We start from the raw sequence: 26,720 nt of genomic DNA, 5'->3' as shown, positions 1-26,720 counted from the left end.
AGGCCTGTCATGTTCGAATACAGCGGATTTTCAGACATATTATACCACATAGACTGAGTTTAGGCAACTAAGCTATATTTTGGAACGATATGCTTATTGTTCCAAAGATATTAGAAGGCCTCTGCTTTTGAGAAGATAACTTTGAAAAAACGTTACTTTAAGACTTGTTTATGTGATATAATGGTCGTGTGATATAATAAATTTGTAAACTAAGACGAAGATTGGTCGCTGACGTTTCAAATTGTCTCAAGGGGGATAACAACTTCATATGATAGCACAAAAACTTAGAAAGCTCGTCATTTATTCATCTATTGCTTTTCTTTTGTTCACACTTGTACTAGCCATTCTACTGATGGCAAATTTAAAAAGCGCATTTAACTTACAGTTAGAAGAGTTTTCAAAGAACGTGTCAAAAGATTTGGAATTTCAATTCAGCCAGAAGAGTAGGGAACTCCAACGCGTACTTGATACCCACAAAAGCCTCCTTGATAGGCTTTCTCCAGCTGATGAAGAATTGGCACTCTACAAAGAGAGTTTGATATCAAATTTTAAAATGCTCGACATTGATTTTCTTGCATTTTATGAAAGCGACGGGCTTATACATACATTATTTCTCGACGACCAAAACGTTAGTAGGATTAATAACCTTTTGGACAAACTCTCCTTCAAGCAACTCACGGGAAAGACGTATTTCTTTCTGGATAGCCCGGAAACTTTGTTTCCCATCCAGGTGTTCGTTCTTTATCCATCACCAAGAATCTTGAACCTATGGCAGATTGAAGAGCCGAGTGTTATTACAGTTGGGAACTACTGGACTGTAACGGACCTGGTAAAGTTAGAAGAGCTAACAGGAGCCTCTATCTCTTATTCAGACAAACCTGGTATTTCCTCGATAACAAAGCTGGTTTATTCTTACAAGCTTTTAGATCACACCGGTAAGGGAGTGGCGTATCTTATCTTTTCAAAGAATTTTACATTGCTCACAAGATATCTCTTGTACGTTGTAATTTTGGTTATAACATCTATTGCTATTCTGATATCTATTCTTTCGGTGTTCTACGTCAAACTGAAGCACTTGGCTCTGGAACCTTTCAGTGATATAATCTACGCAATTGACAACCATACACCTGACACTGTTGAGAAATATATCTACCGAGACGACGAAATCGGCAGTTTAGCCAACACAATAAAAAAGTATCTCCACCAGCGCGAGCAGATAAATCTTTACCTCAAAGAACTCGAAAGTAAAAATCAAAGTCTAAGGTCTCTAAACGAACAGATTCGTCAACTGCTTGAGAAGGATGTTTTGACCGGATTGCTAACAAGATACGTTTTTAACAGCCAAATCGAACGACTCTATGTTTCAAGCAAAGCTGATAGAATTCCGTTGTCCGCAATTTCTATCGATGCAGACGACTTTAAAAGAATTAATGACACGTTCGGACACAACGTGGGTGATGAAGTTTTGAAAGGCATAGCGGAGGTCATATTGAAAAATGTTCGGGCAAGTGATTTTCCGATAAGAATGGGAGGTGAGGAAATACTCATTCTCCTACCAGAAGCAGATATCGATGCAGCACACTTGATTGCGGAAAGAATTCGTACAAAGGTTGAGGAAAAGTTCAAGGACACCCCGTACAAAGTCACTATAAGTCTTGGAGTCACTCAGTTAAAGGGGAGCGATACGATTGAAAGCTTCTTAAAGAGAGCAGACGAGGCGTTGTACATTTCAAAATCAAACGGAAAAAACCGAACTACCACGCTTTTCTGACTAACAATTAACGCCGAAAATAGACCACCGTATACAAAAATGGCAGTAGGTAGTATAATAGTATCAAGCAAGCTGGACCATGTGTTATTCAAAGGTTAGGTTATCAATCTATCGCGGATGAATTCCGCAATTTATTTATCAAGTAGATAGTTGGAGGTGTCTTTTGTGCTTCTGAATTTCTTATTGTTTGCTTTGGGACTCGTTTTGGTAAGTATCGGTGCCGATAAAGTTGTAGAGGGTGCCTCAGCTATCGCAAAGAAGCTCAGAGTTTCAGACCTTGTCATCGGGCTCACGATAGTTGCTTTTGGAACATCCGCACCAGAGTTAGCGGTGAATGTTGTTTCATCCATCAAGAAGAATTCAGATATCGCACTTGGTAATATAATTGGTAGCAATATCTTCAACATCCTTGTGGTTGCAGGGTTTTCTGCGATGCTACGACCGATAGCCGTGAAACATTCGACTTTGAAGAAAGAAATTCCCCTTAGCCTGATAGCTGCTTTGTCTGTGCTCGCACTTGGCAATAAGGGGCGGGACCTCCCCTCACTTATTACACGTGGTGACGGTGTTGTGTTACTATGCTTTTTCGCCATTTTCATTGCTTACGTATTCGAGATGGCAAAAAAAGATAGAGAGATATTTGAGGAGATGGAAATGGCAAAGTTAAAAAATATAAGTACCTGGCTCTCCGTAATTTACATAATCGGAGGTCTGATAGGTCTTTCGTTTGGAGGACGTATAATTGTCAGCAGTGCGACACAAATAGCAAAGGTATTTGGAGTTTCCGATAAGTTGATAGGTTTGACAATAGTTGCTGCTGGTACATCTATACCTGAGTTTGCCACTTCACTTGTTGCTGCCATAAAAGGCAAAAATGAGATAGCATTGGGCAATGTTGTTGGTTCTAATATTTTCAACATTTTCTTCATACTAGGTATTTCCGCTATCATCAATCCTTTAAATTACCCCATAGTATTGAATGCGGACGTCTTACTGCTTATTGCCATCACGGTTATTCTGACACTTTTCTCAAAGGATTTAAGATTAAGCAGGATTGAGGGCGCACTTTTCTTTGCTGCGTACATAGGATACACCGCGTATTTGATTTTCAGAGGTTAACAGCTATAAGCCACTTTTTGAGAAGGTGGGATATTTGTACGAACATCTTGAATATTACGGTGTATCAAAAAAAGTCATTGAGGCTATGAACAAAATAGACAGGAAACTTTTTGTGCCACCGGAATATCAAGATAGTGCTTACGTTGATACGCCACTCCCTATAGGCTACGGTCAAACCATATCCGCCCCACATATGGTGGGATTGATGTGCGAATACTTAGAGCTAAGAGAAGGAAACAAAGTGCTGGAAGTTGGTACCGGGAGTGGATACAACGCTGCTGTAATGTCATTACTTGTTGGTCCAACTGGAAAGATATACACCGTCGAAGTAGTTAAACCACTCTACGATAGGGCAAAAAAAATTATCCAGCAGCTGGGACTTGAAAACGTCGAAGTATTCTTAAGCGATGGAAAGTTTGGGTTAGAAGAATTCGCTCCTTACGATAAAATCACCGTGACTTGCTATGCAAAAGAAATCCCACCAGCGTTGATCGAGCAGCTTAGCGATGGTGGGATTTTGCTTATTCCTGTCGGAGACGAATACGTGCAAATCTTGAAAAGAATAAGAAAACACGGAACAAAGATCGCCGAAGAATCCTTAGGGCATGTCAGATTCGTACCTATGGTTTAGCATTCTGATTTCTTAATCCATTTCCGTTTGTTGGTTCTGTATGGAATACAGCTTCTTTATGGTGATCTTGCCCCACGTGTAGGTTATTATCGAAGCGGTAGCGTTACCCACGACGATTCCCAACCATACTCCAGCCAGTCCTATTTTAAACACGTCTACAAATAACCACGTCCAGAAGAGCTGGAATATCACCGTTCTCAATATCGTTGTTACCAGACTTTTGTAACCATGTCCAATGCCTTGAAACATGCCAGAAGTGAGCATTCCGAAAGGTGTACCTGGTAAGAAAAGGCAAAGTATCTTAAGAGCCTGAGAGATATTGTCCAAGAGCTGAGCAGAAGCTTTGGAGTACGCAAACATCATCGCAAGTGGCTTTGAGAAAAAGAAAATCCCTACCATTATCGCAATTGCAAAGTACTCTGCGAATTTGATTGCATAGTTAAGCGCCGATTCAAGCTTTTTAATATCCCTTGCGCCGTATGCTGCCCCAGTTACCGTCGTTACGGCCGATGAGATTCCAATAATAGTTAACGTTCCTAAGTTTATTATCCTCCAAGCACCTGTGAACGTTGCTACTCCCATATCTCCGCCTGCTTTTGATGCAAAGAAGTTAAGGAAATATATAGCTACAGACATTGTGATCTGCGCAAGTGCGGTTGGGAAACCGACAGTAAAGATATCCAGAATGATGCTTTTAGTAAGAACAAACTTTCTGAAACCAACATTCAAAAATGTCTTTTTTGAAAACATCAGAAGGTGCAAAAGCATAGCACTCGCTACAAATACCGAGATATTCGTCGCCCACGCTGCTCCTTTAATACCCCATTTAAAAACGTATATGAAAATCGGATCAAGAACCATATTCAAAACCGAACTGAAAAGTATTATATACATAGGCCTTTTTGAATCTCCCTCACCACGGAGGATACCGATAGCAGCGTTGTTAAACATTGCAAATACTGAAGACAAAAAGATAATGACTCCATATTCTTTTGCTTTTTGTAGAGCTTCTCCGGACGCACCGGTGAACTGAAGAACCCCTTCAAGTGTTAAAATACCAACAAGAGCGGTCAAGAAACCTACAAAGATGGCAAGGATTATCGAATGTTCAGCCACCGCATTTGCACCGTCAAAATCCTTAGCACCTATCCTTCGCGCAATTGCAGAGCTGGTACCGACCGCTATACCAGTTGCAATTGAGATAACTATCATGTATATCGGGAAAAACAAGCCCATACCAGCGAGCGTAGAAGGTCCCAAACCTGCAACCCATACGGCATCAACAAGGTTGTATAACGTTTGGATAAACATGGCAATCATATTGGGAATGGAAAGCTTAACAATCGCCTTTCGGTAGTCTCCCAGCAAGAGTTCTATATTCCTATTCACCTTGCTTTCCAAACTAGATTCCCCCTTCTATATGTTTTTCCCCAGTGCTTTCGATAAATTGCTTCATCTCTTCCAAAGCTTTTTGTGCGACCTTTTCGCGATTCTTGCCTCCACCTATCAGCCCGAAATTCGCATACATGGGCTTTAATTCATGCGCACTCGTTATGTAATCTATCAGTGCACCACACATCGTCTTTCTTGGGAATTCGACCATCTCTTTCCCTTCGACCAACCTTGCAATATTCAGCCCAACATAAAGGCCTGTCATCGCGGATTCTACATATCCTTCCACACCTGTTATCTGACCAGCGAAGAATATCCTTGGATCACTTTTCAGTCTGAGGAATTTATCTAAAACTTTCGGTGATTCGATATAACTGTTCCTGTGCATCACACCGTATCTTAGAATCTCCGCGTTTTCCAATCCCGGAATCATTCTGATTATTCTTAATTGTTCTCCCCATTTCAGCCTTGTCTGGAAGCCGACCAGGTTATACATCGTTCCTTCTACATTTTCTTTTCTTAGCTGCACAACCGCGTATGGTTCCTTTCCTGTTTTTGGATCTCGAAGTCCAACTGGTCTCAACGGGCCATACCTCATCGCATCTTTACCACTACGAGCTATTTCTTCTATCGGTTGGCAACGTTCGAAAAGAAGCTTTCTATCAAAATCGTCCATTTCAACAACTTCCGCATTTACAATCGCTTCCCAAAACGCCTCGTACTGCTCCTTGTTCATTGGACAGTTTATGTAATCCCCGGAACCTACACCGTATCTATCAGCTACATAACAGACATCCATATTTATGCTTTCCGCACTGATTATCGGTGCAACCGCATCGAAGAAATTTAAAACACCGCCAGTAACTTTTTTAATCCACTCTGCCAATTCACCATCCGTTGTAGGACCAGTAGCTATCACCCATATGCCTTCAGAACCCGGTTCTTTTACTTCTTCATCGACAACTTCCACAAGTCCGGTTTTCAAAAGCTTCTCAGTAACGCACTTCGCGAACTTTTCCCTATCAACAGCTAGAGCTTTTCCCGCAGGCACTCGATTTTCCATGGCACAGTCCAAAATTAAACTTCCGAACAATCTCATTTCTTCTTTCAAAAGCCCTTCGGCATTCTTCAAATCCATCGACTTCAACGAATTACTACAAACAAGCTCAGCAAAGAGGTTGCTTGTGTGCACTGGCGACTTCTTTATCCTTTTCATCTCATGGATGACAACCTTGTGACCCTTTTTCACAAGCTGCCATGCAACTTCACTACCTGCAAGCCCTGCACCAACAACGTGTATTTCTTGAATTTTCTGTTCATTCACTCCTACCACCTCATCTTTTCGTTTATCTGCTCAGAACATTTTAACACATAATCAAAAAATAAAAAAGCCTCTGCGATATGCAGAGGCTTTTTTGAACATATAGGAATCCTGGGCACTACCTACTCTCGCAAGGGGTCGCCCCCTTACTACCATCGGCCCGCGGTGGCTTAACGGCCAGGTTCGGAATGGAGCTGGGTGTTTCCCACCGCGGTATCGGCACCCAGGGTCATTCAAAAGTGCATAGGGTCAAGGTGAAGGAGTCGGCCTATTAGTACCGGTTGGCTCCACACATCGCTGTGCTCCCACCACCGGCCTATCAAGGTCCTCTTCTCGGACCGGCCTTGGAGGCCTCATCTTGGAGCGCGCTTCCCGCTTAGATGCTTTCAGCGGTTATCGCTCAGGAGCGTGGCTACCCAGCGTATGCCCTTGGCAGGACAGCTGGTACACCAGAGGCTCCCTCACCCTGGTCCTCTCGTACAAAGGGCGACCCTCCTCAAGCCTCCTGCGCCCGCAGCAGATAGGGACCGACCTGTCTCACGACGGTCTGAACCCAGCTCACGTACCCCTTTAATAGGCGAACAGCCTAACCCTTGGGACCTGCTTCAGCCCCAGGATGGGATGAGCCGACATCGAGGTGCCGAGCCTAGCCGTCGATGTGAACTCTCGGGCTAGACTAGCCTGTTATCCCCGGGGTAACTTTTGTCCGTTGATCGACGACCCTTCCACTCGGAGTCGCCGGGTCACTAGGACCGGGTTTCCCCTCTGCTCGACCCGTCGGTCTCGCAGTCAGCCCGGCTTTTGCCCTTGCACTCTTACGGTGGATTTCCAACCCACCTGAGCCGAGCTTTGCGCGCCTCCGTTACCCTTTAGGAGGCGACCGCCCCAGTCAAACTGCCCACCTGGCACTGTCCCTCGCGTGCTCTCCACACGCGTAGGTTAGAACTCCGCTGCGACGAGGGTGGTATCCCACCGGCGGCTCCCCGCACCCTGGCGAGCACGGTTCTCAGCCTCCCACCTATCCTGTACACGCCGCAACAGAGCACAATACCAGGCTACAGTAAAGCTCCACGGGGTCTTTCCGTCTAGCTGCGGGTACTGGGCATCTTCACCCAGACTGAAATTTCACCGGGTCCCCTGCCGAGACAGTGCCCCAGTCGTTACGCCATTCATGCAGGTCGGAACTTACCCGACAAGGAATTTCGCTACCTTAGGACCGTTATAGTTACGGCCGCCGTTTACCGGGGCTTCGGTTCGGAGCTTGCACCCCTCCCCTTAACCTTCCGGCACCGGGCAGGCGTCAGTCCCTATACTTCCTCTCATCGAGTTTGCAGAGACCTGTGTTTTTGGTAAACAGTCGCCAGGGCCTTGTCACTGCGGCTACCTCGGCCTCCCCCAGTTTCCACCTTGCGGCTTCCCCTGGGTTCAACCTACCGTAGCACCCCTTCTCCCGAAGTTACGGGGCCAATTTGCCGAGTTCCTTGGCAAGGGTTATCCCGCTCCCCTTAGCTTTCTCAGCCCGCCTACCTGTGTCGGTTTGCGGAACGGGCACCCACGTATCACTACACGCGGCTTTTCTTGGCAGTCTGGCGTCAGTCCCGTTGAGCCCGAAGGCTCTCCCCTTCACGGCTCAGCTCAGGCTGCGGACTTACCTACAGCCCTCTTCGCCTAACCGCTTGGAGGGATTTGCCACTTATCCCCGGAACTTAGCCTCCTGCGTCCCCGCTTGCAGTTTCGATACGCAGGTGGTACCGGAATATTAACCGGTTTCCCATCGGGTACCCCTTTCGGGTTTCCCTTAGGTCCCGACTCACCCTGGGCGGACGACCCTTCCCCAGGTACCCTTAGGCTTTCGGGGGGATGGATTCTCACCATCCTCTCGTATACTCATGCCTGGATTCTCACTTCCGCCTCGTCCAGTAGCCCTCACGGGTCTACCTTCTCCCTACCGCGGAACGCTCCCCTACCAACCAGCTTCCGCTGGTTCCGTGGCTTCGGAGGGTGGCTTCAGCCCCGCACATTTTCGGCGCAGTGCGTCTCGACCGGTGAGCTGTTACGCACTCTTTAAATGATGGCTGCTTCTAAGCCAACATCCCGGTTGTCTAGGACGCACCACATCCTTCCTCTTCACACTTAGCCACCTCTTGGGGCCCTTAGCCGACGGTCTGGGTTGTTCCCCTCTCGTCCGCGGAGCTTATCCCTCGCGGGCTCACTCCCGGCATCTAGTGTGGTGGCATTCGGAGTTTGACAGGGTTCGCAGGTAACCCCACTAGCCCTATCAGTGCTCTACCTCCACCACAGAACTGCCGAGGCTGCACCTCAATGCATTTCGGGGAGAACCAGCTATCACCGAGTTCGGTTAGCTTTTCACTCCTACCCACAGGTCATCCGAGGATTTTTCACGATCCACCGGTTCGGACCTCCAGTGGGTTTTACCCCACCTTCATCCTGCCCATGGGTAGCTCACCCGGCTTCGGGTCTACCGTACCTGACTTCCGCCCTCTTCGGACTCGCTTTCGCTTCGGCTCCGCCTCTACCGGCTTAACCTCGCCAGGTACGGTAACTCCCAGGCTCATTAATCAAAAGGCACATCGTCACCCTCGCGGGCTCCGACTTCTTGTAGGCACGCAGTTTCAGGTCTCTTTCACTCCCCTTCCGGGGTGCTTTTCACCTTTCCCTCACGGTACTGGTTGCGCTATCGGTCGGCAGGTAGTATTTAGCCTTGGAGGGTGGTCCCCCCTGATTCACGCGGGATTCCTCGAGTCCCGCGCTACTCGGGATCACAGCCACTCCTGCGCGTTGCGTTTCGCCTACGGGGCTATCACCCTCTACGGCCAGCCTTCCCAGACTGTTCGGCTACACAACGCCTCAGAGCGGTCTCAGCCTAGCTGTGTCCCACAACCCCAGCACTAAGGCTGGTTTAGGCTCCTCCCCTTTCGATCGCCTCTACTCAGGGAATCTCGTTTGATTTCTTCTCCTCCGGGTACTGAGATGTTTCACTTCCCCGGGTTTCGCACCCTTTCGGGCGCACGGGATTGCTCCCGTGCAGGTTGCCCCATTCGGGAATCCTGGGATCAACGCTCGCTTGCAGCTCCCCCAGGCTTTTCGCAGCTTGCCACGCCCTTCCTCGCCTCCTGCCGCCTAGGCATCCACTGCGTGCCCTTAGTACCTTCACCTTACCCTATGCACTTTTCAATGACCCTCCACCCATTGGTGGAGACAAGGGGATTCGAACCCCTGACCCCCTGCTTGCAAAGCAGGTGCTCTCCCAGCTGAGCTATGTCCCCACCCATGGTGGGCTCGGGAGGAATCGAACCTCCGACCTCACGCTTATCAGGCGTGCGCTCTGACCATCTGAGCTACGAGCCCGATCACTCAAATCCGAATAGCAGCCACCAACCTCTCCTTAGAAAGGAGGTGATCCAGGCGCACCTTCCGGTACACCTACCTTGTTACGACTTAGCCCCCCTCACCACGTTCACCCTCAACGGCGCCCCTAAGGGTCACCGTCTTCGGGTGCCCGCGACTCGGGTGGCTTGACGGGCGGTGTGTACAAGGCCCGGGAACGTATTCACCGCGGCGTGGCTGATCCGCGATTACTAGCGATTCCGGCTTCATGTGGGCGGGTTTCAGCCCACAATCTGAACTGGGGGATGGTTTCAGGGTTTTGCTCAGCATCGCTGCCTCGCTTCCCGCTGTCCATCCCATTGTAGCGCGTGTGTCGCCCAGGACATAAGGGGCACGAGTATCTGACGTCATCCCCTCCTTCCTCCGGCTCGTCGCCGGCAGTCCCCTTAGAGTGCCCGGCCTTACCGCTGGCAACTAAGGGCAGGGGTTGCGCTCGTTGCGGGACTTAACCCAACACCTCACGGCACGAGCTGACGACGACCGTGCACCACCTGTGCTGGCTCCCTACCTTGCGGCAGGGTCCCTCACCTTTCGGCTCGGTACCACCAGCATGTCAAGCCCTGGTAAGGTTCTTGGCTTAGCTTCCAATTAAACCACACGCTCCACCGCTTGTGCGGGCCCCGTCAATTCCTTTGAGTTTCACCCTTGCGGGCGTACTCCCCAGGCGGCTCACTTATCGCGTTCGCTTCAGCACGGAGACTTCCGTCCCCACACCTAGTGAGCATCGTTTACGGCTAGGACTACCCGGGTATCTAATCCGGTTCGCTCCCCTAGCTTTCGTGCCTCAGCGTCGGTTACGGCCCAGCAGACCGACTTCTCCACCGGCGTTCCTGCTGATATCTACGGATTTCACCCCTACACCAGCAGTTCCGTCTGCCTCTGCCGCACCCAAGCCAAGTAGTTTCCAGCGCATACCCACAGTTGAGCCGTGGAATTTTACGCCAGACACACTCGGCCGCCTACGCACCCTTTACGCCCAGTAATTCCGGGTAACGCTCGCCCCCTACGTATTACCGCGGCTGCTGGCACGTAGTTAGCCGGGGCTTATTCGTCGGGTACCATCAGTCCTTTTTCCCCGACAAAAGGAGTTTACACCCCGAAGGGCTTCGTCCTCCACGCGGCGTCGCTGGATCAGGCTTCCGCCCATTGTCCAATATCCCCCACTGCTGCCTCCCGTAGGAGTAGGGCCCGTGTCTCAGTGCCCTTGTGGCCGGCCATCCTCTCAGACCGGCTACCCGTCGTAGGCTTGGTAGGCCGTTACCCTACCAACTACCTGATGGGACGCAGGCCGCTCCCCTGGCGCCTTTCGGCCTCTACTCTCCCGAGTCTACGGCGGTTTACCCGCAGTTTCCCACGGCTATCCGCCTCCAGGGGGCACGTTCCTACGCGTTACGCACCCGTCCGCCGCTATGCAGCCTTCGGCAAAAGCCTCCAGCTGCACCGCTCGACTTGCATGTGTTAGGCACGCCGCCAGCGTTCACCCTGAGCCAGGATCAAACCCTCCAAGCTAATCCTTGTCAGGCTCAACCCTGCTCTTTTCTTTTTTCGGTGGCTGCTATTCGTATTTCAATGACCGGACTCTTTTTTTACCTTCATCGAGTCGCTTTTCGTCCGTGCGCTTTGCTAATTTATCACACACTATCGTTTTTGTCAAGACCTCAAATTTTTTCGCTTAATCTTTCTTAAGCGTTCTTAAGCGTTACTTAATTTACCACATGCTTTTGATTTTGTCAACTGCGCTTTTTGTTTTCCTTTTCGCCTGTCTTTTTTCAGACGGCGAATGCCATTTTACTATGGTTTGTGTTAACTGTAAAGCCCTCCTCAGTAACGGATTATCCTAATCTTCTGTTACACATTCCAAACACTTTCCTATTCCTCAGGCGTTTCAATAAAACCAAAAGCCCTGAAATTATCAGGGCTTTGAAAAGGTTATATAGTAACTATTTGTTCATATTTTGAATTCGATACCACTTTCTTGATCTTCTTGTTGATTCTCTTTGTTGGTGGACTTTGCGTTTTTTCCTTCTCCCATATCAAAGGTCTGACCGAGTGCTAAGACCGTCGCAAGTTCAACAGGTAGACTTGCCTTTACTATCTTCTCCACCGTTGTTTTCACATCATATGGCACTCTCACAAATTCATACCAGTAAACTCCGCTCTCAACGTACAAAATCAAATAGGTAGCCCCCGGAATACCGTCTTTTGTCCTTCCAACGCTTCCTGGGTTTAGTACGGTCTTACCAAAAAGATGCCGTGCCATCATCAAGTGTGTGTGACCGTTGATGATGATATCTTCTTCTACATTCCTTAACAATATCTTCAGCCTATCAGCAGAGGTTGAGGGTTTCACATATTCAAGCAAGTGATTAGCGGGACTCCCGTGGACCAGCAAGATCTTTACACCCTCAACTTCGATGGAAAGTTTGTGGGGGAGCTTTTTGAGAAAGTCTTTGTTTTCTTTTGTGGTGTGTTTTATAGTCCAGTTGATCGATTCATCCCCTACTTCTGTCTCCCTGCCAGGATTGTACGCACAGCCGCAGCTGTCTTTCTCATAGCCAATTGCATCGTCATAATTTCCCATAACAGTCGGGATGTTGTACTGACGTATTATCTCAACCACTTCGTTTGGGTTTGGACCGTAGCCTACAAGGTCACCGAGGCAATATATTTCGTCTAAATTCTTCTTTTTGATGTCCTCAAGTACTGCACTTAAAGCTTCTAAGTTCGAATGTATATCAGAAATAAACGCTATTTTTCTCATTTCAAAGCCTCCTACACTTTTTTAAGTATTATATCATGTCTAAAGGTCTCTAGTTTTAAGAATTGTTAAGTGTGGTACAATACTCTTAAGACTGATACTGCCGAGGAGGGGGAAAATGAAGTTCTTCGTGGCGGATGCTTTTACAAACAAGCCATTCTTGGGCAACCCTGCGGGAGTTGTGATTTTAGAAAATCAGGACAATCTAAGTGACTCTGTTATGCAGAACATTGCTAAAGAGGTCAGATTCTCTGAAACGGCTTTTGTAAGAAGCATTTCAAAGGATGAATTCGATATCAGGTACTTTACTCCCGTTGCAGAGGTTGACCTCTGCGGCCACGCGACAATTGGTTCTTTCAAGGTATTGGAATACTTGGAGTTAGTCAAAGCAGGCTGCGTATACAAAGCTCACACTCGTGCTGGTATTATCGATGTATCTATAGAAGAAGGGAAAGTGATGATGGAACAGGCAACACCGGTAATGGGGGAAGAGCTAGAGATGGATGATATTAAGAAGGTGGCTGAACTGCTTGGTATAGAGGAAGATGAGATCGGAGATAGAAAGTATACATTAAAACCACAAGCGGTCAGTACAGGACTTTGGGATCTGATCGTACCAGTTAAATCAAAACAGACGCTTTTCTCGTTATCACCTGATTTTGATAGTATATCGGATTACTGCAGGATAAACAATATTGTTAGTTTCCATATTTTCACGCTTGATGAAACTCGCGCACTTGCAAATTGTCGAGATTTTGCTCCTCTCTACGGGATACCTGAAGAATCCGCAACGGGAACAGCGAATGGTGCGTTGATTTACTATCTGTACAAGCACGGTATCGTTGAACCGGAAAAGATGTACGAGGTAATCCAAGGTGAAACCATGAATAGGATGTCCAACATATTTGCCAAAGTACACTTGAAAGATGGAGTGTATAAAGCATACGTGGGTGGGGATGCGAAGATAGTTATCGAAGGTAGTCTTCTGATTTGAGAATTTGAGAATTTAAAAAACGGGGGAAATCCCCCGCTTTTTCATCTCGTCATTTTGCTAAAATTCCATCGACGATACTCCTTATCTTTGCTTCGAATTTCTCTAAGTCAGCGAGCGCTTGCTCTTTTGTTTGTGCTTTTACCATCACGTAGGCCTTCATTTTTGGTTCTGTACCCGAAGGTCTGACATAAATACGTGCGTTGTCGAAATCTAATCTCAGAGTTTCGTTTGGAATTACCCCGTTGTACCCTTCTGAGTAGTCGATAACTTGCTTAACTTCTTCAGCTTTTGTTTGTTTCAACTTAGCGTATACATCGAGCGCTTGTTCAACCGATTTGAAGTCGAAATTGACGAGTTTTTCAAAATAGTATCCGTACTGTTTGTATAGTTCTTCCATCTTGTTAAGTAGATCAAACCTAACGGCTGCTTTTGCCACCAATCCACAAGCAAGGACCGCGTCTTTGTCTCTTGCTAAATCCCCGGTTAAGTACCCACAACTTTCTTCGAATCCAAAGACAAAGTCCAGGTCTTTCCCTTTCTCAACCAAATCACCGATGAACTTGAAACCCGTCGGTACTTCAAACAATTTTATCCCACTTTCGTCGCACATAGGTCTCACCATATCTGTTGTTACTATGGTCTTTACGAGCATACCTTTATTCCTTCCAGAACTTAAGTATTCATCAATCAACATTTTGGATAGTAAAACCCCGACCTGATTACCTGTTAACCTGACGTCTTTAAATACAACACCAACCCTGTCTGCATCTGGGTCTGTTGCAAGTCCAAGGTCTACATTATAGTCTGCCATGTACTTTTTCAATAGTTCAAGTGCTCTATCATCTTCTGGATTCGGTGTCTTCACAGTTGGGAAATTCCCGTTGTGCTCCATCTGCTCGACGACCTCTACGACTTCCGCTCCAAGCATTCTCAGTAGTTTGGGTACAAATCTTGCACCTGTTCCGTGGAGAGGAGAATAAACTACCTTCAAGCCTTTTAAATCTACATTCACAAGCTTTGCCACATCCGAAATGTATTCATCAAGCACCTCGTTCGGCACTATTTTATACTCTTCCACCGCATTTATTGGTTGGTTCCATGCTCGTTTCACCATTTCGGTAAGTACGTCGGTAACTTCTGGTACTGCCTGGACACCGTTTGATGTATAGACTTTGTAACCGTTGTATTCAGGGGGGTTGTGACTCGCGGTTATCACAACTCCCATATCCATGCCGAGTTTTCGTACACCATAAGACAAGACAGGCGTTGGTACTGGTTCTCCAAAAACATAAACGTCCATACCTTCACCCGCAAATACAGATGCACTGACCTTTGCAAATTCTTGTGAGTTGTTCCTTGTATCATATGCTATCAGAACTTTTTTGAGACCTTTCATCTTCATATACTCGGCTACGCCCTTCGATGCAACAGCTACGGTTTTTTCATCGAACTCCCCTTCTCTCATTATCCCTCTTATACCACCTGTTCCGAAAAGTATCATGCAGTTTCCTCCTTTCTTAGCATCTCTATTATTATGAACAATGAGACGACGAAGATAAAGTAAAATGTATTGAGTGCCATCGCTATTTCTGTGTTCCTTGAACTCATCAACCTGAACACAACAGCTGCGAACGTTGTTATAGGAGGTTCAGCAAGTGTTAGAGTACCAGATGTCTCACCAACGGAGATTGTAAACGAATAAACGAAAGCTATAAAGACGTAGTTCTTTATCAAAGGAATCGCTATCTTCCATATCCATCGTACAGCGTCTGCTCCGTCCACTTTTGCTGCATCGATGATACTCTCCGGTACATTCCTCCACCCAGCTTCAAGTATACCGAAAGTGATAGGCAAGTTAATCAGAGAATGAACAAGGATGAGTTTAAGAAGCACGGGAATATTGACAAAGACGTATGAAAACGCTATCGTCACCGACGACATGGCAGCCGGTATGAGTACAATATAATACGACCTTCTTCCTCTTGACGAATAGTATCCAGCAAACATCGAAATTATAACACTTATCAGTGAAGAGGTGAAGGCTATAACAACCGTGTACAGAACCATACTTTTAAAGTTCGTCCCTACAAGGTACTCTAAGTCTTCTGAGAGAAGCATTCTGAAATTCGTCAGTGAAAACTTACCGTAGTAATCTAAAAAGCCCGAAAGTGCGGAATAAACAAGCGGTATAAAGATCAAAAGTGCCGATACTCCAAAGAAAAAATAGCCCCAAAGAGGGAATTTATCAAGATGCCGGTAGTGATGCTTTTCATAGCTCTCCCTTTTAATGGATGTAAAAAAGCCAAGAACGGAGATGAACAAGAGTTGGAAAAGCATGAGTGTGGATGCCGCTTTGAAATCGAAAGTAATTCTTGAGTACATGTAAATTGCCACTTCGAGAGTGGAGTATCTGATACCACCGAGTATCAAGACCACTGAAAAGCTCGTAAATGTGTAAATGTATGTGAGAAAAAACGCCCTGAGGATAGACGGAAGAAGTACCGGTACCTCCACTTTCCAAAATACTTGCCATTTACTGGCGCCATCGACCTTTGCGGCCTCAATTAAATAACCATCCATATTCTCCCAAGCTTCCCCAACTATCCTGATGAAGAGCGGGAAGTTGTAGAACACATGACCTAAAAGTATCGCTGTAAACGTGTAGAGTATGCGAACATCAAGTCCCAGAAGCCTTAGCATATGTGAGTACAATCCTTTGTTGCCAAATACCAGGAAAAAGCCTATTGCCATTGTGATACCTGGTAACACAAACGGTATGCTAGACATCACACGAAAAACTTTTTTTATAACCGGATGTATCTTAGTTCTTCCAACGAGGTACGCACCGGGTATTCCCAGTAGTGTTGTGAATACCGAAGATACCAAAGCTTGATATATCGTGAACTTTATCTTCGAAGCGTTATCGACCAGAGCGGTAAGAGAAAACCCTCCGGCAAATCGAAGGTTTAGGATAAAAGGTACAAGTAACGCGATGATTATGTAAAAAATGGGAATCAGCGCAACTGTCAATTTGACGGTCCGTTTTACCATCTTCTGCACCACTTAGAAGATCAACCCCCGCTTATCTCCTTTTCGAACTCTTCTTATTCGAGTCAGTTTATATATGCTCTGCTCTAATCCTCCTTTTCTGTTGCAACTCAACCAAATTCGTCTGTAATCTTCCAAAACACGATCAATTTCTTTATCGAATTCGTTCCACTCATCCTCAGGGATATTTTCAACAGAACCGTACGTTCTTAAAAATCTTAGTACTTGCAATCCCAACTTCGCAAAGTCCATGTTGTTGCTTATTTGTTCCACTACGTCCGAGAGCTTACTTTCTTCTGAAACCAATGAACTGAGCTCCTTCTTCATTGTTTTTAGTTCACTCTCGATGTTTTCTAACGTTTCGTAACTGATTTCTTTCAGTTTCTCGTTCTGACTGAATCTATCTGGGTAGACAAACGCGTAGAAGTAAGGAGTTCCATTCGGTGTATACGGTAATGCATTGTGTAGTTGTCCAAGTCTGTGTATGAACTGAGCTAAAGGTCTTTCTGTTTCAAATACATGGAGATTTACAGCGTCCAGAAGTTCATCAACTTCCAACCCGGCGATGTTCCATCCTAAAGCCGCACTGAAAGCAAATCCTATCCATGAGAAAGGCAAGTGTTGTGGATGTCCGTTGTCTCCCCAATCCGTAGTTAGAACTCCTATCGCACCGTGCTTATATCCATTGTAAACCGCATTCTTTATGTTCTCAATTGCGTTATCTGTTCTTCCGATAAAGGTGTTCCACGTGGACGTGCCGGGGCAAACGTAGAACGACAGACCGCTTTTCGAATAAAGTTCGCACTTTTCGTCAAATGGGTGATCAGCCTCGTAACCCCACACCATTGCGATCATATCTTTCGGCAACTGCGGGATGAATTCGGGATGATTCTCAATGATATCTCCCCAGAACATAACAGCCTTTTTGTATCTTTTTGCGATATTGTAGATCTTCATCAGAAAATCAAAATATACCTTTCCTTTCCCATATCTTTCACACAAGTCTTTCGATTTCCCCTGCCCTAAGTCAAACGTCTCATCACAGCCTATATTCACCTGCTCACTTGAGAAGTTTGGCAAGAACTCCCTGAGAATGTCTTCAACAAACTTCACAGATTCAGGTACTGCCGGCGAGATGGAAAACGGGTACTCGTACCGTCCTCCCCATGGTGTTTCATATCCATCTGATGCCTCGGCAAGATGCTTGTATTCATCGTGTATGAGCCATTTACTCAGATGTCCGAACGTGTTCTGATTAGGGACAAGTTCAATGAAATGCGATTTGCAAAAGGCATCGAGCTCAATGATTTCTTCGTGTGTTAACGGGCTGTAGTCTTCCCACACCTTTTCATGACCTCTGTAGGCAAACGTGTGCTCTGTGTAAAGCTGCAGTTGGTTTATCTTCAGCTCTGAAAGTTTTTCGATGATGAATTTAAGCACCTCGAGTTTTGGAATTCTGTCACGACTTACATCTATCATTATGCCTCGATACAAAAAGTCTGGATAATCTTCGATAAATACATTCGGCAAACCATTGAAGTGAGAACTTTGTCTCAAAATCTGCCTTAGCGTTTGTACTCCATAGAACAGACCCGCATCATCATGGGCGATTATCGTAATTCTTCCGTCTATTACCAGTCTGTAACTCTCTTGTTTTGGAAAAAGATAGGGATTTGAAATCAACTGAACGAACTCATCACCGTTTGTAGATTTTGTTACTGTATATCCCGCAAATGATTCTGCACTGCGCTTAAGATATCTCGCTATTTTTTCGTTCGTTGTGTAGATAAAACCATACTTGGGAATTTCTGTAATTGCCGATTCTTCAAAGGTCCACTTTAATACTTTTGGTTTCGGAATTAGAAGTATTCTTGCACTCATGCCCACACCCCCTGTTATTTTCCAAAATTGTGCGTTTCAATTGTCTCCAGAAAAGATTATACCACCATAAGCAGATTAATTAAGCGTACTCATAGAGAATTCATAACAATCGCAAAACAAAGTTCAAATATTTTTGCTTGAAGAACGTGTTGTGTTGTGATAGTGTTTTTGTATAACCAAATATTTGTACAACCAAAAAAGAAGCTAAAAAACCGTGGGGGGAAGAGTATGGAAAGAAAAACGGTAGTAGTGCTTGATTTTGGTTCACAGTACACGCAATTGATACTCCGGCGTGTCAGGGAACTAGGGTTTTACGGGGAACTGCTCCCGTATGATGAACCTTGGGAAAACGTTCAAAGGCTATCACCAAGTGCGTTTATTCTTTCCGGAGGTCCGGCAAGTGTCTACGATGAGAATTCACCAAAGATACCTTCCTATGTTTTTGAAAGCAACCTACCTGTGCTTGGAATCTGCTATGGTCTTCAAGCGCTCGTCCATCAACTCGGAGGTAGAGTCGAGAAATCTCCTCACAGGGAATTTGGCCCTGCTGAACTTGAAATTGTAAAACATGTTGGCATATTCGAAGGTCTACCTGAGAAATTCACCGTCTGGATGAGCCATTCTGATAGGGTTGAAGTGTTGCCGGATGGATTTGAGGTAATTGCCAAGAGCGAGAACTCGCCTTACGCGGCGATACGGAGTCAAAATGACAAATACTTCGGTGTCCAGTTCCACCCCGAAGTTGTCCATACACAACATGGGAAAGAAATCTTAAAGAACTTCCTAACTGTCGTAGCGCAACTTTCTCCGAATTGGTCGATGAAGAACCTTGCCGAAGAATTGATAAAAGAACTGAGGGAGAAAATCGATGGCAAAGTCATCTTGGGTCTATCTGGTGGTGTGGACTCTTCCGTTGTCGCGATGCTTTTGCACAAAGCTGTACCTGACAAACTGATACCGATATTTGTTGACACGGGGCTTTTGAGGAAGAATGAGGGTCAGGAAGTTGTTAAGCGATTTGAAGAACTGGGAATAAAGATACACTACGTTGACGCATCGGATAGATTTTTCAAAGCCTTGGAGGGAATTGAAGATCCTGAGGAAAAGAGGAAAAGAATCGGGCATACATTTATAGACGTCTTTTACGAAGAAGCGATGAAACTCAGACAGCAGCACGGCGATATTGAATATCTGGCACAAGGGACATTGTATCCGGACGTAATAGAGAGTAAAGTAGCGGAAAGGAAAGCTGGAGCAAAGATTAAGACACATCACAACGTCGGTGGATTACCAGAAAAGCTGCCGTTCAAAATCATCGAACCGCTCAGGTACCTCTTCAAAGATGAAGTGAGAGCACTTGGAAAGGAATTAGGCTTGCCGGAAAGCATACTCTATCGCCATCCGTTCCCCGGGCCCGGACTTGCGGTTAGAATCATCGGACCTGTGACGAGGGAAGCTGTCAAAATCCTACAGGAAGCGGATGCGATATTCATCGAGGAGCTGAAGAAATGGGATTTGTACAACAAAGTGTGGCAAGCGTTTGCTGTGCTTCTCCCAGTAAAAACTGTCGGAGTTATGGGCGACTACAGAACTTACGAAAATGTGATAGCACTAAGGGCCGTTACGAGCGAAGATGGAATGACCGCCGATTGGGCAAAACTACCTCATGAGTTTTTGAACCATGTTGCGAAAAGGATTGTAAACGAAGTCAGAGGTGTTAACAGAGTTGTGTACGATATAACCTCGAAGCCACCTGCCACAATTGAGTGGGAATAACTTTTAAAAATGCGGATATTAAAAAGCGCTCCTTCCGGGGTGCTTTTTTTGTTGTATAATCTCAATGTACGGTGATAAGAGTTCAATAGTGAAGGGAGCTGGATGGAATGGAAAAAGGTTATCAATTCGACGAGCTCATAAACAGAAAAAACACAGATTCTTTCAAATGGGATATGATAATTAAGCTCTACGGTGATGATGTAATTCCCATGTGGGTTGCAGATATGGACTTCAAGAGTCCATATTGTGTCATTGAAGCTCTAAGAAAGCGTGTAGAACACGGGGTCTTTGGATACACGTTCCGCTCAGACGAGTACTACGAAGCGATAATTGAATGGTACGAAAAATCTTACGGTGTAAGAATAGAAAAGGAATGGATAGTCAACGGTCCCGGAGTTGTACCTATGATAGCATTCCTAATCAACATCTTTACCCTCCCAGGAGATAAGGTCATCATTCAACCACCGGTGTACCCTCCGTTTTTCAAAGTAGTGGAAAACAACGGAAGACGACTTGTTGAGAACAGGTTGATTTTGAAAGACGGCAAATGGGTGATGGATTACGAAGGTTTGGAAAGATCAATCGATAAACGAACAAAAATGATAGTTATCTCAAATCCGCATAATCCAGTTGGCAGGGTGTGGACTTTCGATGAACTCTCGAAACTATACGAAATAGCCAAAAGGCACAACATCTTAATTGTCTCCGATGAGATCCATGCTGATATAATCTACGAGCCAAATTCTTTTACAAGTTTTCTGAAAGTGGGAAAGGAAAATGTAATCGTACTTAACTCGCCGGGAAAGACGTTTAACATCGCCGGTTTGACAAACGCTTACGGGATAATCTCCGACAAGATTCTCAGGCAGAATTACAAAAATTACATAGAATCGCTCGAACTTTTGACAGGCAATGTATTAAGTCTTGAAGCGCTGAAGGCAGCTTATAAATGCGACGAATGGGTTGTTCAGTTAAGAAACTATTTAAAAGTAAACCGGGATTTTGCCTACCATTTCATAAAAGAACATATGCCGCTTGTGAAACCAACCCTCCCAGAAGGAACGTATCTGATGTGGCTTGATTGTTCATCGCTTGGTCTTGAAAATCCTCAAAAGTTCTTCTTAGAGAACGCAAAGGTTTATTTGAACGACGGAGCAGAGTTTGGTGATGGCCAGTCGGTCAGGCTGAACTTCGCATGTCCTAGAGCCATTTTGAAAGAAGGATTGAATCGCCTAAAAGATGCGTACGATAAACTATTGACAATAGAACACTTCAAATTACCGGATAAAAGATTTGAAGAATGCAAAAGAATCAGGCACGAGGTCTTCGTCATCGGCCAGGGGATCGACGAAAGATTGGAACTCGACGGTAGAGATGAACAAGCGATACACTTTTTAGTCAGACATTTTGGCAAATACGTAGCAACGGCAAGGATCAGGGACATCGGAGAGTACTGGAAGGTTGAACGTGTCGCAGTTCTGAAGGAGTTCCGCGGGCTTGGATACGGCAAGAAGATAATGGAGGCGATAGAAAGTTATATAAAGAGAACGAACCCCAAGCCGATCACACTAAATGCTCAGCTTGAGGTTCGTGAATTCTACGAAAAACTCGGTTACAAATCTGTTGGCCATGTCTTCTACGAAGCTGGAATTCCACATATCAAGATGGAAAAAACCGAAGATTTAGAACGTTAGAACCTAAGGTCGAATCCAAGAGAAATGTTTATGTTGTTTTGTGATAACTCGAAATTACTCATTGGGAGTGTGTAAGTCAAACTTGTGTAAAAGCAAGCACCTCCGTAAGATAGTACGGAATTTCGCACATACGATGAGAGCGTCACACCAGCGACAATTTCGTAATCGCTAATATAAGTCTCACCTGAGTTTTCTGAAATGTACTTAACGGATGTGCCAAGTACTAACTCAAAATTCTCACCGAACAAGAATTTTGAGAATTCCAAACCCATTGGAACTATCGTTTTGTCAGACTGAGAATTCGCATTATAAGGAATTCCAAGAGAGAATGTGAGTGACCACAGATAATTTCCGTAGATATCGCTTCTTATATACCCTATTTTCATACCGTAGGCTTCTTTGTTCATAAACATACCAAATCGCAGGCCTATGTTGTTGGGGTACATTTTTGTTTCAAAGGCGAGCGTGTGTGGTTCAACATCATCACCTGGGACAATATAGAAGATTTTACCTTCGGAACTCTTTTCAAGAACCTTCTCCAACCTCAAAAAGCCCGTTGTGTAACCCTCCGATACGCTTTGAAAAACGTAACCCGGCTTTGCACCTATGTTTTTACCACCTTCAACTATCGCTTTCTCGCCAAAGGTCTCGGAAATAACTGCAGTGAGAGGAAAGACCGTTTGAAGGAATTCTTGAACTTGTCTCGCAGCTGAGTAATAACTTTCAACTTTCCCATCTGTGTGGAAGTTCACAACTTCAGAGCCAAATCGATCGACAGGCTCTTTCAGGATAGTTTCTATACTCTTACTAAAGAATTTACTACTGACAAGTGTACCCTTTTGTGTATCGAACACCTTCATGAGAAACGAATAAAATGTTGTGAGCCTTGTGGGTTTATACAGGTTGTAGTCGTAGAACCTCGTCTCAAAAACGTAATTATCCTTCTCCCAAGGCCCCTTGTAGTACTTTACATAAGAACCTTTCTCGATGTCAAAAACGTACCTTTTGTTAGTACTATCGTATCGATAATAACCGCCGACTTCAACCCTCACCGGCACATCCAAACCATTTATTGTCCTTCTTATGTATTGTCCGTTGACTGGGTTTTCGAAAAAGTAGTATCTGTCCTCAGCGGTTTGATTATCAAGCTGGACTAAGTTTTCGAACGTAATTAGGTACTTTGGCGGGCGGAATTTAAGAACGATTTGCTCTACACCGAACAAATCTGAAGTTCGTAGGATCTCCATAACCTCATCTATGTAAAGCCTGTCGTAAATATTGTACCTTGTGTCTTCTTGCAACTGCGTTAATAGGGCTGTTCGCAAAACGGGGTCGAAACCTTTCTCAAAAAGAACGGCGATGTCCAGCTTATCAGGACTGTACTCGTTTACTACCGTTGAAAATCTCCTGTGCGCGTTCTCAATCGCCTTTTCAATTGTGGAACCTTTCCCAACAATCGGGGTTATCGATTTGATGAAGAACGTCGATATTTCTATATCTGTTACTACAAGAAATATAAAGTACTTCGTTTCCTGCACTTCGTAGCTTTTCAACGCATAAAAGTCACTAATTACGTACTTATCCTCTTGCTTTCTCGCCCAGGCATATTCCTGAAGATATACATACCTGCCGTTTTTATCAACTACAAACTTTTTCTGCTTTTCATCGTAGGAATACCTTCTTTTATCGGATATTCGGTAATAGCTTCCTTTGAAATAAACGTAATCTCCCTTTTCATCACGCACAAAGTCATTTACTTTTCGGGTTATAGATTCTTTTGACACACCTATCACATGAACGATTCTCGCAGTGTTTTCTTTTACATCTGAGAATGTGCTCATTAATGAAATGTTAAGGTCAACATTCTCGTAAAAAGGTTTAACACTCTTATCAAAAACGACCCTGAGTTTCAAATTTCCACCTTGTGCAAAGATGATTGAGGAAAAAATAACCGTAATTATGAATGCACAAATATTTAAACGCTTAAGATGGTTTCTCACCATGAGATACCACCACCTATTTCAAAGTTGGAAAGATCGATGGTAGTAAGTGCTCTGAGCGTGAAAATGCCGAATCTGACGTTTAGACCTATCATTGGAATTAGAGTAATGTGGGATGCGGAATCTTTTGGTATTTTGAGAGTCGCGATGAAATAAACAGGTGAAGAGAACATGCGATGTAAGTAACTCACATGGAAGGTATCAGTTACCGAGCTGGATAAATCATAACTCAAGCCGAAAGCAACTGAAGAAAGCTCTTCTCGGTGGATATCCAAAGTCTTCACAGAGAACTCTGCACAGATATCGCCAAGATTTTCTGGATGGTACATGTAAAGAACGCTGATACCTAACGGAATGACAAAATCCGGTTTCTTCTCCACAACAGAGAAACCTCTTTCTATCTTAGCTCCCTTCTTGATGTACTTTATTTCACACTCACTGTAGTCGCCTCCAGTACGTGCAACCGTTAGTTCTGCGATGTAATTGTTCCCATCGTAAACTCCAAAACACAGTCCTGGCTTCACTCCATCTATCGAACCGATATCAATTAGCACCCGTGGCATTCTTACATTCTCGACAAAGCCATAAAGCTTTCTGAGGTCCATAAGTCTGCTCGCCAGCTCAAAACTTATACTTTTAGCAAATCGATCCAAAATGTCTGAAGAAGGGTACTCGATTCTTAAGAGTTTATTGTTGTACGGGTCATATCTGTGCTCAACTAATGGAACGCTTAAGTGTGTATCGAATGTACCTTTTTTCACATCAGTGCTTTCTACATTCAACGTGTAACTTATCGAACAATCGAGAACATAGTAGGTGTTTTCGTGCGGCACGCGTGAATAGAAAGCCAAGGCTGAATAGTACTTACCATCCGTTCCCTTTACGTATATACCATTCTCATCTTGAATATAGTTTTTCCCATCAAATTTAAACCAAGCGCCTTGAATGACGCGAATGTACTTACCATCAGCGTAAATGTAATCGCCAGAAACATCGTTTCGTACGTATTCAACTGTTTCCTTTCTCACATTTAAGTTCCTCAGATAAAGGATCACATTCAGTGTTCCCTTCGAATATTCACGTTTGGAAAGAATCACATTTTCTGTTGAGAGCAGATCTTGGAGATTCATCTCAAAGAAAAGCTGTTTAATGTTGTCTACTAAGGTTACTGTGAATTTGTTTGTGTCAAGAAGTTCAGATAAGAAAACACTTTTAGTTATCTTTTCAATGTTCTCGTTTCCAATGATATTTACCGAAACTTCAATGACTGGCTTTATCGAAAATCCCGAAATGAATAGAAGAAAAGATACAATGATAAGAACCTTCGTTATGGTCTTTTTGTAAAAGTTCCGCATACGTTTCACCTCTCGACAACCAGGGTCGATACCCTGAGGTTATCTGTTACGTGAAAAAGTACCCCTCTGTGTCTCTAAACACAAGTACCGCCGCATTTTTTAAGTACGGTGCCATGGTTTCCAGAAACCTTTGCGCTTTCTCATCTGTTGTGAAAAACTCTATTATTATCGGAAGCTCGTGGTCTATAACTTCTCTTGTCAGCGTGTGGATCTTTTTATCGAATATATACCCCTCGAACGCTTTATATTCAACGAAATCGGTAATATCCATCTTTACAGCCATTTCTGCAATCACCTGGTTGAGCGGTTTTTTTCCGAAAGCTTCGCATTTCTGATTCTCCTTAACGTAAATACGTACAAATGTACCAATTATCTTTTCCACGCTCCATCACCCCCAAGACTACATGAATGTACGTATTACAATACTGCAAAAATGAGGTCGACCAATTCCTTTCCGCCGAACGCACTTGAAAGGCCAAGGACCAAATTGAACAATATATTCAGTGTGGCTGCAAAATAGCTTCCACTGTAAACAAGAGACATAGTCTCGTACGTTAGTGTTGAAAACGTGGTTAACCCGCCCATGATGCCTGTTGTAAGGAATAACCTAAAAGATAGGTTCATAGGAATATAAAACGCAACCTGCATGATGGCTCCGAGAAGAAAGCTCCCTATTATGTTAACTACCAAAGTACCGTACGGTACAAAAGAATTTGGATATCTTTCGTTTAACCACAACGAAATCAGGTATCTGATAATCGAACCTAAAAAGCCACCTGTCCCGACCGCTGCGAGTTTAATCCAAAACCCTGACCTCAAAATGAAACACTCCTTTCATTCAAAATATCAGTACCTCAGGTTCGAAAAGCTCAGCTGCCCTTACACCGATCATGCGACCATAAAGTTCGTTGAGTTGCAAATAAGGTTCCAAAACATCCAGTTGTGTTTTGAACTTGGCAATAAGCTCCTTTTTCATTTCGTATACTTCAGAAATATCAACGTACACTCTTGAACTGGGACTGCTGAACGGATCCGATACGAACCTCAGTACATTCCTGCACAGATGGGGCTCGTAGTCTAAGAATTCCGGAGACACCATTGCAAGGAACAAAGCCTTGCTCGTTGCCAACCCCACCGCTGCGTGGTCTGGATGTTTATCACTCGCAGGATGGGTTACCAACACATCCGGTTTGTACTTCCTTATCAGGTTAGCTATGACCTTCGAAAGTTCAACGTTAAAGTCTAAACTGGCATCTTTGAAGTTCAAAAACTCGTACGAATCAACCCTTAGCATTTTGGCTGCTTCCATCGACTCTTCGTAGCGTTCTTGAACACTTCCTTGACCTGCCGAACCGTCCGTAAGTACAACGCAGTAAACCTTTGCTGTTTTGTTTCGCTCATGGATTTTGAAAATCAAGCCACCAGCCCAGATCTCGATATCGTCCGGGTGTGCACCAACGAAAAGGTAACTGCTAAACGACGTCAACATACATACCACCACCGTTCGAGATATTTGAACTATCCCCAAAGCATGAAAGTACACGAGCTATTCTGAACATATTATATCCCTCG

General features: G+C 44.7%; 17 protein-coding genes, 2 tRNA genes and 3 rRNA genes. 6 read left to right on the top strand and 16 right to left on the bottom strand.

Annotation, left to right across the window (positions count from 1 at the left end; all coding sequences use genetic code 11):
* Positions 1-268 precede the first annotated feature (268 nt).
* The 3 genes from CBS1_RS09340 to pcm all read left to right on the top strand — a co-directional run bounded on the left by CBS1_RS09340 (position 269) and on the right by pcm (position 3,521).
* Positions 269-1,771 carry a GGDEF domain-containing protein gene (locus CBS1_RS09340; protein ID WP_090222811.1) on the top strand — a complete coding sequence of 501 codons (1,503 nt, stop codon included), beginning with the start codon at positions 269-271 and terminating at the stop codon, positions 1,769-1,771.
* A gap of 165 nt (positions 1,772-1,936) precedes the next feature.
* Positions 1,937-2,890 (top strand): calcium/sodium antiporter, encoded by a 954-nt coding sequence (locus tag CBS1_RS09335; RefSeq protein ID WP_033191351.1) that lies wholly within the window; start codon positions 1,937-1,939, stop codon positions 2,888-2,890.
* 34 nt (positions 2,891-2,924) lie between these two features.
* Positions 2,925-3,521 (top strand): protein-L-isoaspartate O-methyltransferase, encoded by a 597-nt coding sequence (gene pcm, locus CBS1_RS09330; RefSeq protein ID WP_033191352.1) that lies wholly within the window; start codon positions 2,925-2,927, stop codon positions 3,519-3,521.
* Positions 3,522-3,533: 12 nt separating this feature from the next.
* Here pcm and CBS1_RS09325 read toward each other — a convergent pair whose 3' ends face one another.
* The 8 genes from CBS1_RS09325 to CBS1_RS09290 form a co-directional block, all read right to left on the bottom strand.
* A complete protein-coding gene (locus CBS1_RS09325; RefSeq protein ID WP_033191353.1) occupies positions 3,534-4,922 on the bottom strand; it encodes an MATE family efflux transporter in 1,389 nt (462 codons plus the stop codon).
* 1 nt (position 4,923) lies between these two features.
* A complete protein-coding gene (trmFO, locus tag CBS1_RS09320) occupies positions 4,924-6,222 on the bottom strand; it encodes a methylenetetrahydrofolate--tRNA-(uracil(54)-C(5))-methyltransferase (FADH(2)-oxidizing) TrmFO (protein ID WP_407918651.1) in 1,299 nt (432 codons plus the stop codon).
* Between the two features lie 122 nt (positions 6,223-6,344).
* Positions 6,345-6,461 (bottom strand): 5S ribosomal RNA (gene rrf, locus CBS1_RS09315).
* Positions 6,462-6,485: 24 nt separating this feature from the next.
* Positions 6,486-9,410 (bottom strand): 23S ribosomal RNA (locus CBS1_RS09310).
* A 35-nt stretch (positions 9,411-9,445) separates the two neighbouring features.
* A tRNA-Ala gene (locus CBS1_RS09305) sits at positions 9,446-9,521 on the bottom strand.
* A gap of 5 nt (positions 9,522-9,526) precedes the next feature.
* A tRNA-Ile gene (locus CBS1_RS09300) sits at positions 9,527-9,603 on the bottom strand.
* A gap of 41 nt (positions 9,604-9,644) precedes the next feature.
* Positions 9,645-11,151 (bottom strand): 16S ribosomal RNA (locus tag CBS1_RS09295).
* The 16S, 23S and 5S rRNA genes sit together here with 2 tRNA genes alongside, the layout of an rRNA operon.
* Positions 11,152-11,590: 439 nt before the next feature.
* Positions 11,591-12,403: a metallophosphoesterase family protein gene (locus tag CBS1_RS09290; protein ID WP_090223127.1), complete on the bottom strand. Its 813-nt coding sequence runs from the start codon at positions 12,401-12,403 to the stop codon at positions 11,591-11,593.
* Positions 12,404-12,518: 115 nt separating this feature from the next.
* On the opposite strand from CBS1_RS09290, the gene CBS1_RS09285 reads away from it, so the two are divergent.
* On the top strand, positions 12,519-13,394 hold the full coding sequence (locus CBS1_RS09285) for a PhzF family phenazine biosynthesis protein (protein WP_033191355.1): 876 nt from the start codon (positions 12,519-12,521) through the stop codon (positions 13,392-13,394).
* A 49-nt stretch (positions 13,395-13,443) separates the two neighbouring features.
* On the opposite strand, the gene CBS1_RS09280 is transcribed toward CBS1_RS09285, so the two are convergent.
* The 3 genes from CBS1_RS09280 to CBS1_RS09270 are packed head-to-tail and all read right to left on the bottom strand — an operon-like array spanning position 13,444 to position 18,323.
* Positions 13,444-14,895, bottom strand: a complete 1,452-nt coding sequence (locus tag CBS1_RS09280) for a phospho-sugar mutase (RefSeq protein WP_090223128.1) — start codon at positions 14,893-14,895, stop codon at positions 13,444-13,446.
* Complete coding sequence (locus CBS1_RS09275) at positions 14,892-16,445, bottom strand: ABC transporter permease (RefSeq protein ID WP_090223139.1); 1,554 nt, start codon at positions 16,443-16,445, stop codon at positions 14,892-14,894. Before CBS1_RS09275 ends, CBS1_RS09280 begins: the two co-directional genes overlap by 4 nt.
* 12 nt (positions 16,446-16,457) lie before the next feature.
* Positions 16,458-18,323 carry a family 20 glycosylhydrolase gene (locus tag CBS1_RS09270; RefSeq protein ID WP_090223130.1) on the bottom strand — a complete coding sequence of 622 codons (1,866 nt, stop codon included), beginning with the start codon at positions 18,321-18,323 and terminating at the stop codon, positions 16,458-16,460.
* Between the two features lie 228 nt (positions 18,324-18,551).
* Here CBS1_RS09270 and guaA point away from each other — a divergent pair, with 228 nt between their 5' ends.
* Together guaA and CBS1_RS09260 are read left to right on the top strand one after the other, a co-directional pair.
* Complete coding sequence (gene guaA / locus CBS1_RS09265) at positions 18,552-20,099, top strand: glutamine-hydrolyzing GMP synthase (protein WP_090223132.1); 1,548 nt, start codon at positions 18,552-18,554, stop codon at positions 20,097-20,099.
* Positions 20,100-20,206: 107 nt separating this feature from the next.
* On the top strand, positions 20,207-21,793 hold the full coding sequence (locus CBS1_RS09260) for a PatB family C-S lyase (protein WP_033191359.1): 1,587 nt from the start codon (positions 20,207-20,209) through the stop codon (positions 21,791-21,793).
* Here the strand turns inward: CBS1_RS09260 and CBS1_RS09255 are convergent.
* The 5 genes from CBS1_RS09255 to CBS1_RS09235 are packed head-to-tail and all read right to left on the bottom strand — an operon-like array spanning position 21,790 to position 26,637.
* Complete coding sequence (locus tag CBS1_RS09255; protein WP_143004753.1) at positions 21,790-23,793, bottom strand: hypothetical protein; 2,004 nt, start codon at positions 23,791-23,793, stop codon at positions 21,790-21,792. The genes CBS1_RS09260 and CBS1_RS09255 overlap by 4 nt on opposite strands.
* Positions 23,790-25,148 carry a hypothetical protein gene (locus tag CBS1_RS09250; protein ID WP_090223136.1) on the bottom strand — a complete coding sequence of 453 codons (1,359 nt, stop codon included), beginning with the start codon at positions 25,146-25,148 and terminating at the stop codon, positions 23,790-23,792. Before CBS1_RS09250 ends, CBS1_RS09255 begins: the two co-directional genes overlap by 4 nt.
* Before the next feature lie 46 nt (positions 25,149-25,194).
* Positions 25,195-25,530 (bottom strand): DUF190 domain-containing protein, encoded by a 336-nt coding sequence (locus CBS1_RS09245; protein WP_033191362.1) that lies wholly within the window; start codon positions 25,528-25,530, stop codon positions 25,195-25,197.
* Between the two features lie 35 nt (positions 25,531-25,565).
* Complete coding sequence (gene crcB / locus CBS1_RS09240) at positions 25,566-25,967, bottom strand: fluoride efflux transporter CrcB (protein WP_033191363.1); 402 nt, start codon at positions 25,965-25,967, stop codon at positions 25,566-25,568.
* Positions 25,968-25,986: 19 nt separating this feature from the next.
* Positions 25,987-26,637 (bottom strand): PIG-L deacetylase family protein, encoded by a 651-nt coding sequence (locus tag CBS1_RS09235; RefSeq protein WP_033191364.1) that lies wholly within the window; start codon positions 26,635-26,637, stop codon positions 25,987-25,989.
* Positions 26,638-26,720 lie beyond the last annotated feature (83 nt).

The organism is Fervidobacterium changbaicum (assembly GCF_004117075.1).
Classification (GTDB): Bacteria; Thermotogota; Thermotogae; order Thermotogales; family Fervidobacteriaceae; genus Fervidobacterium; species Fervidobacterium islandicum.
Note: the sequence above shows the minus strand (reverse complement) of the source record. Positions and strands in the feature narration are given on the sequence as shown.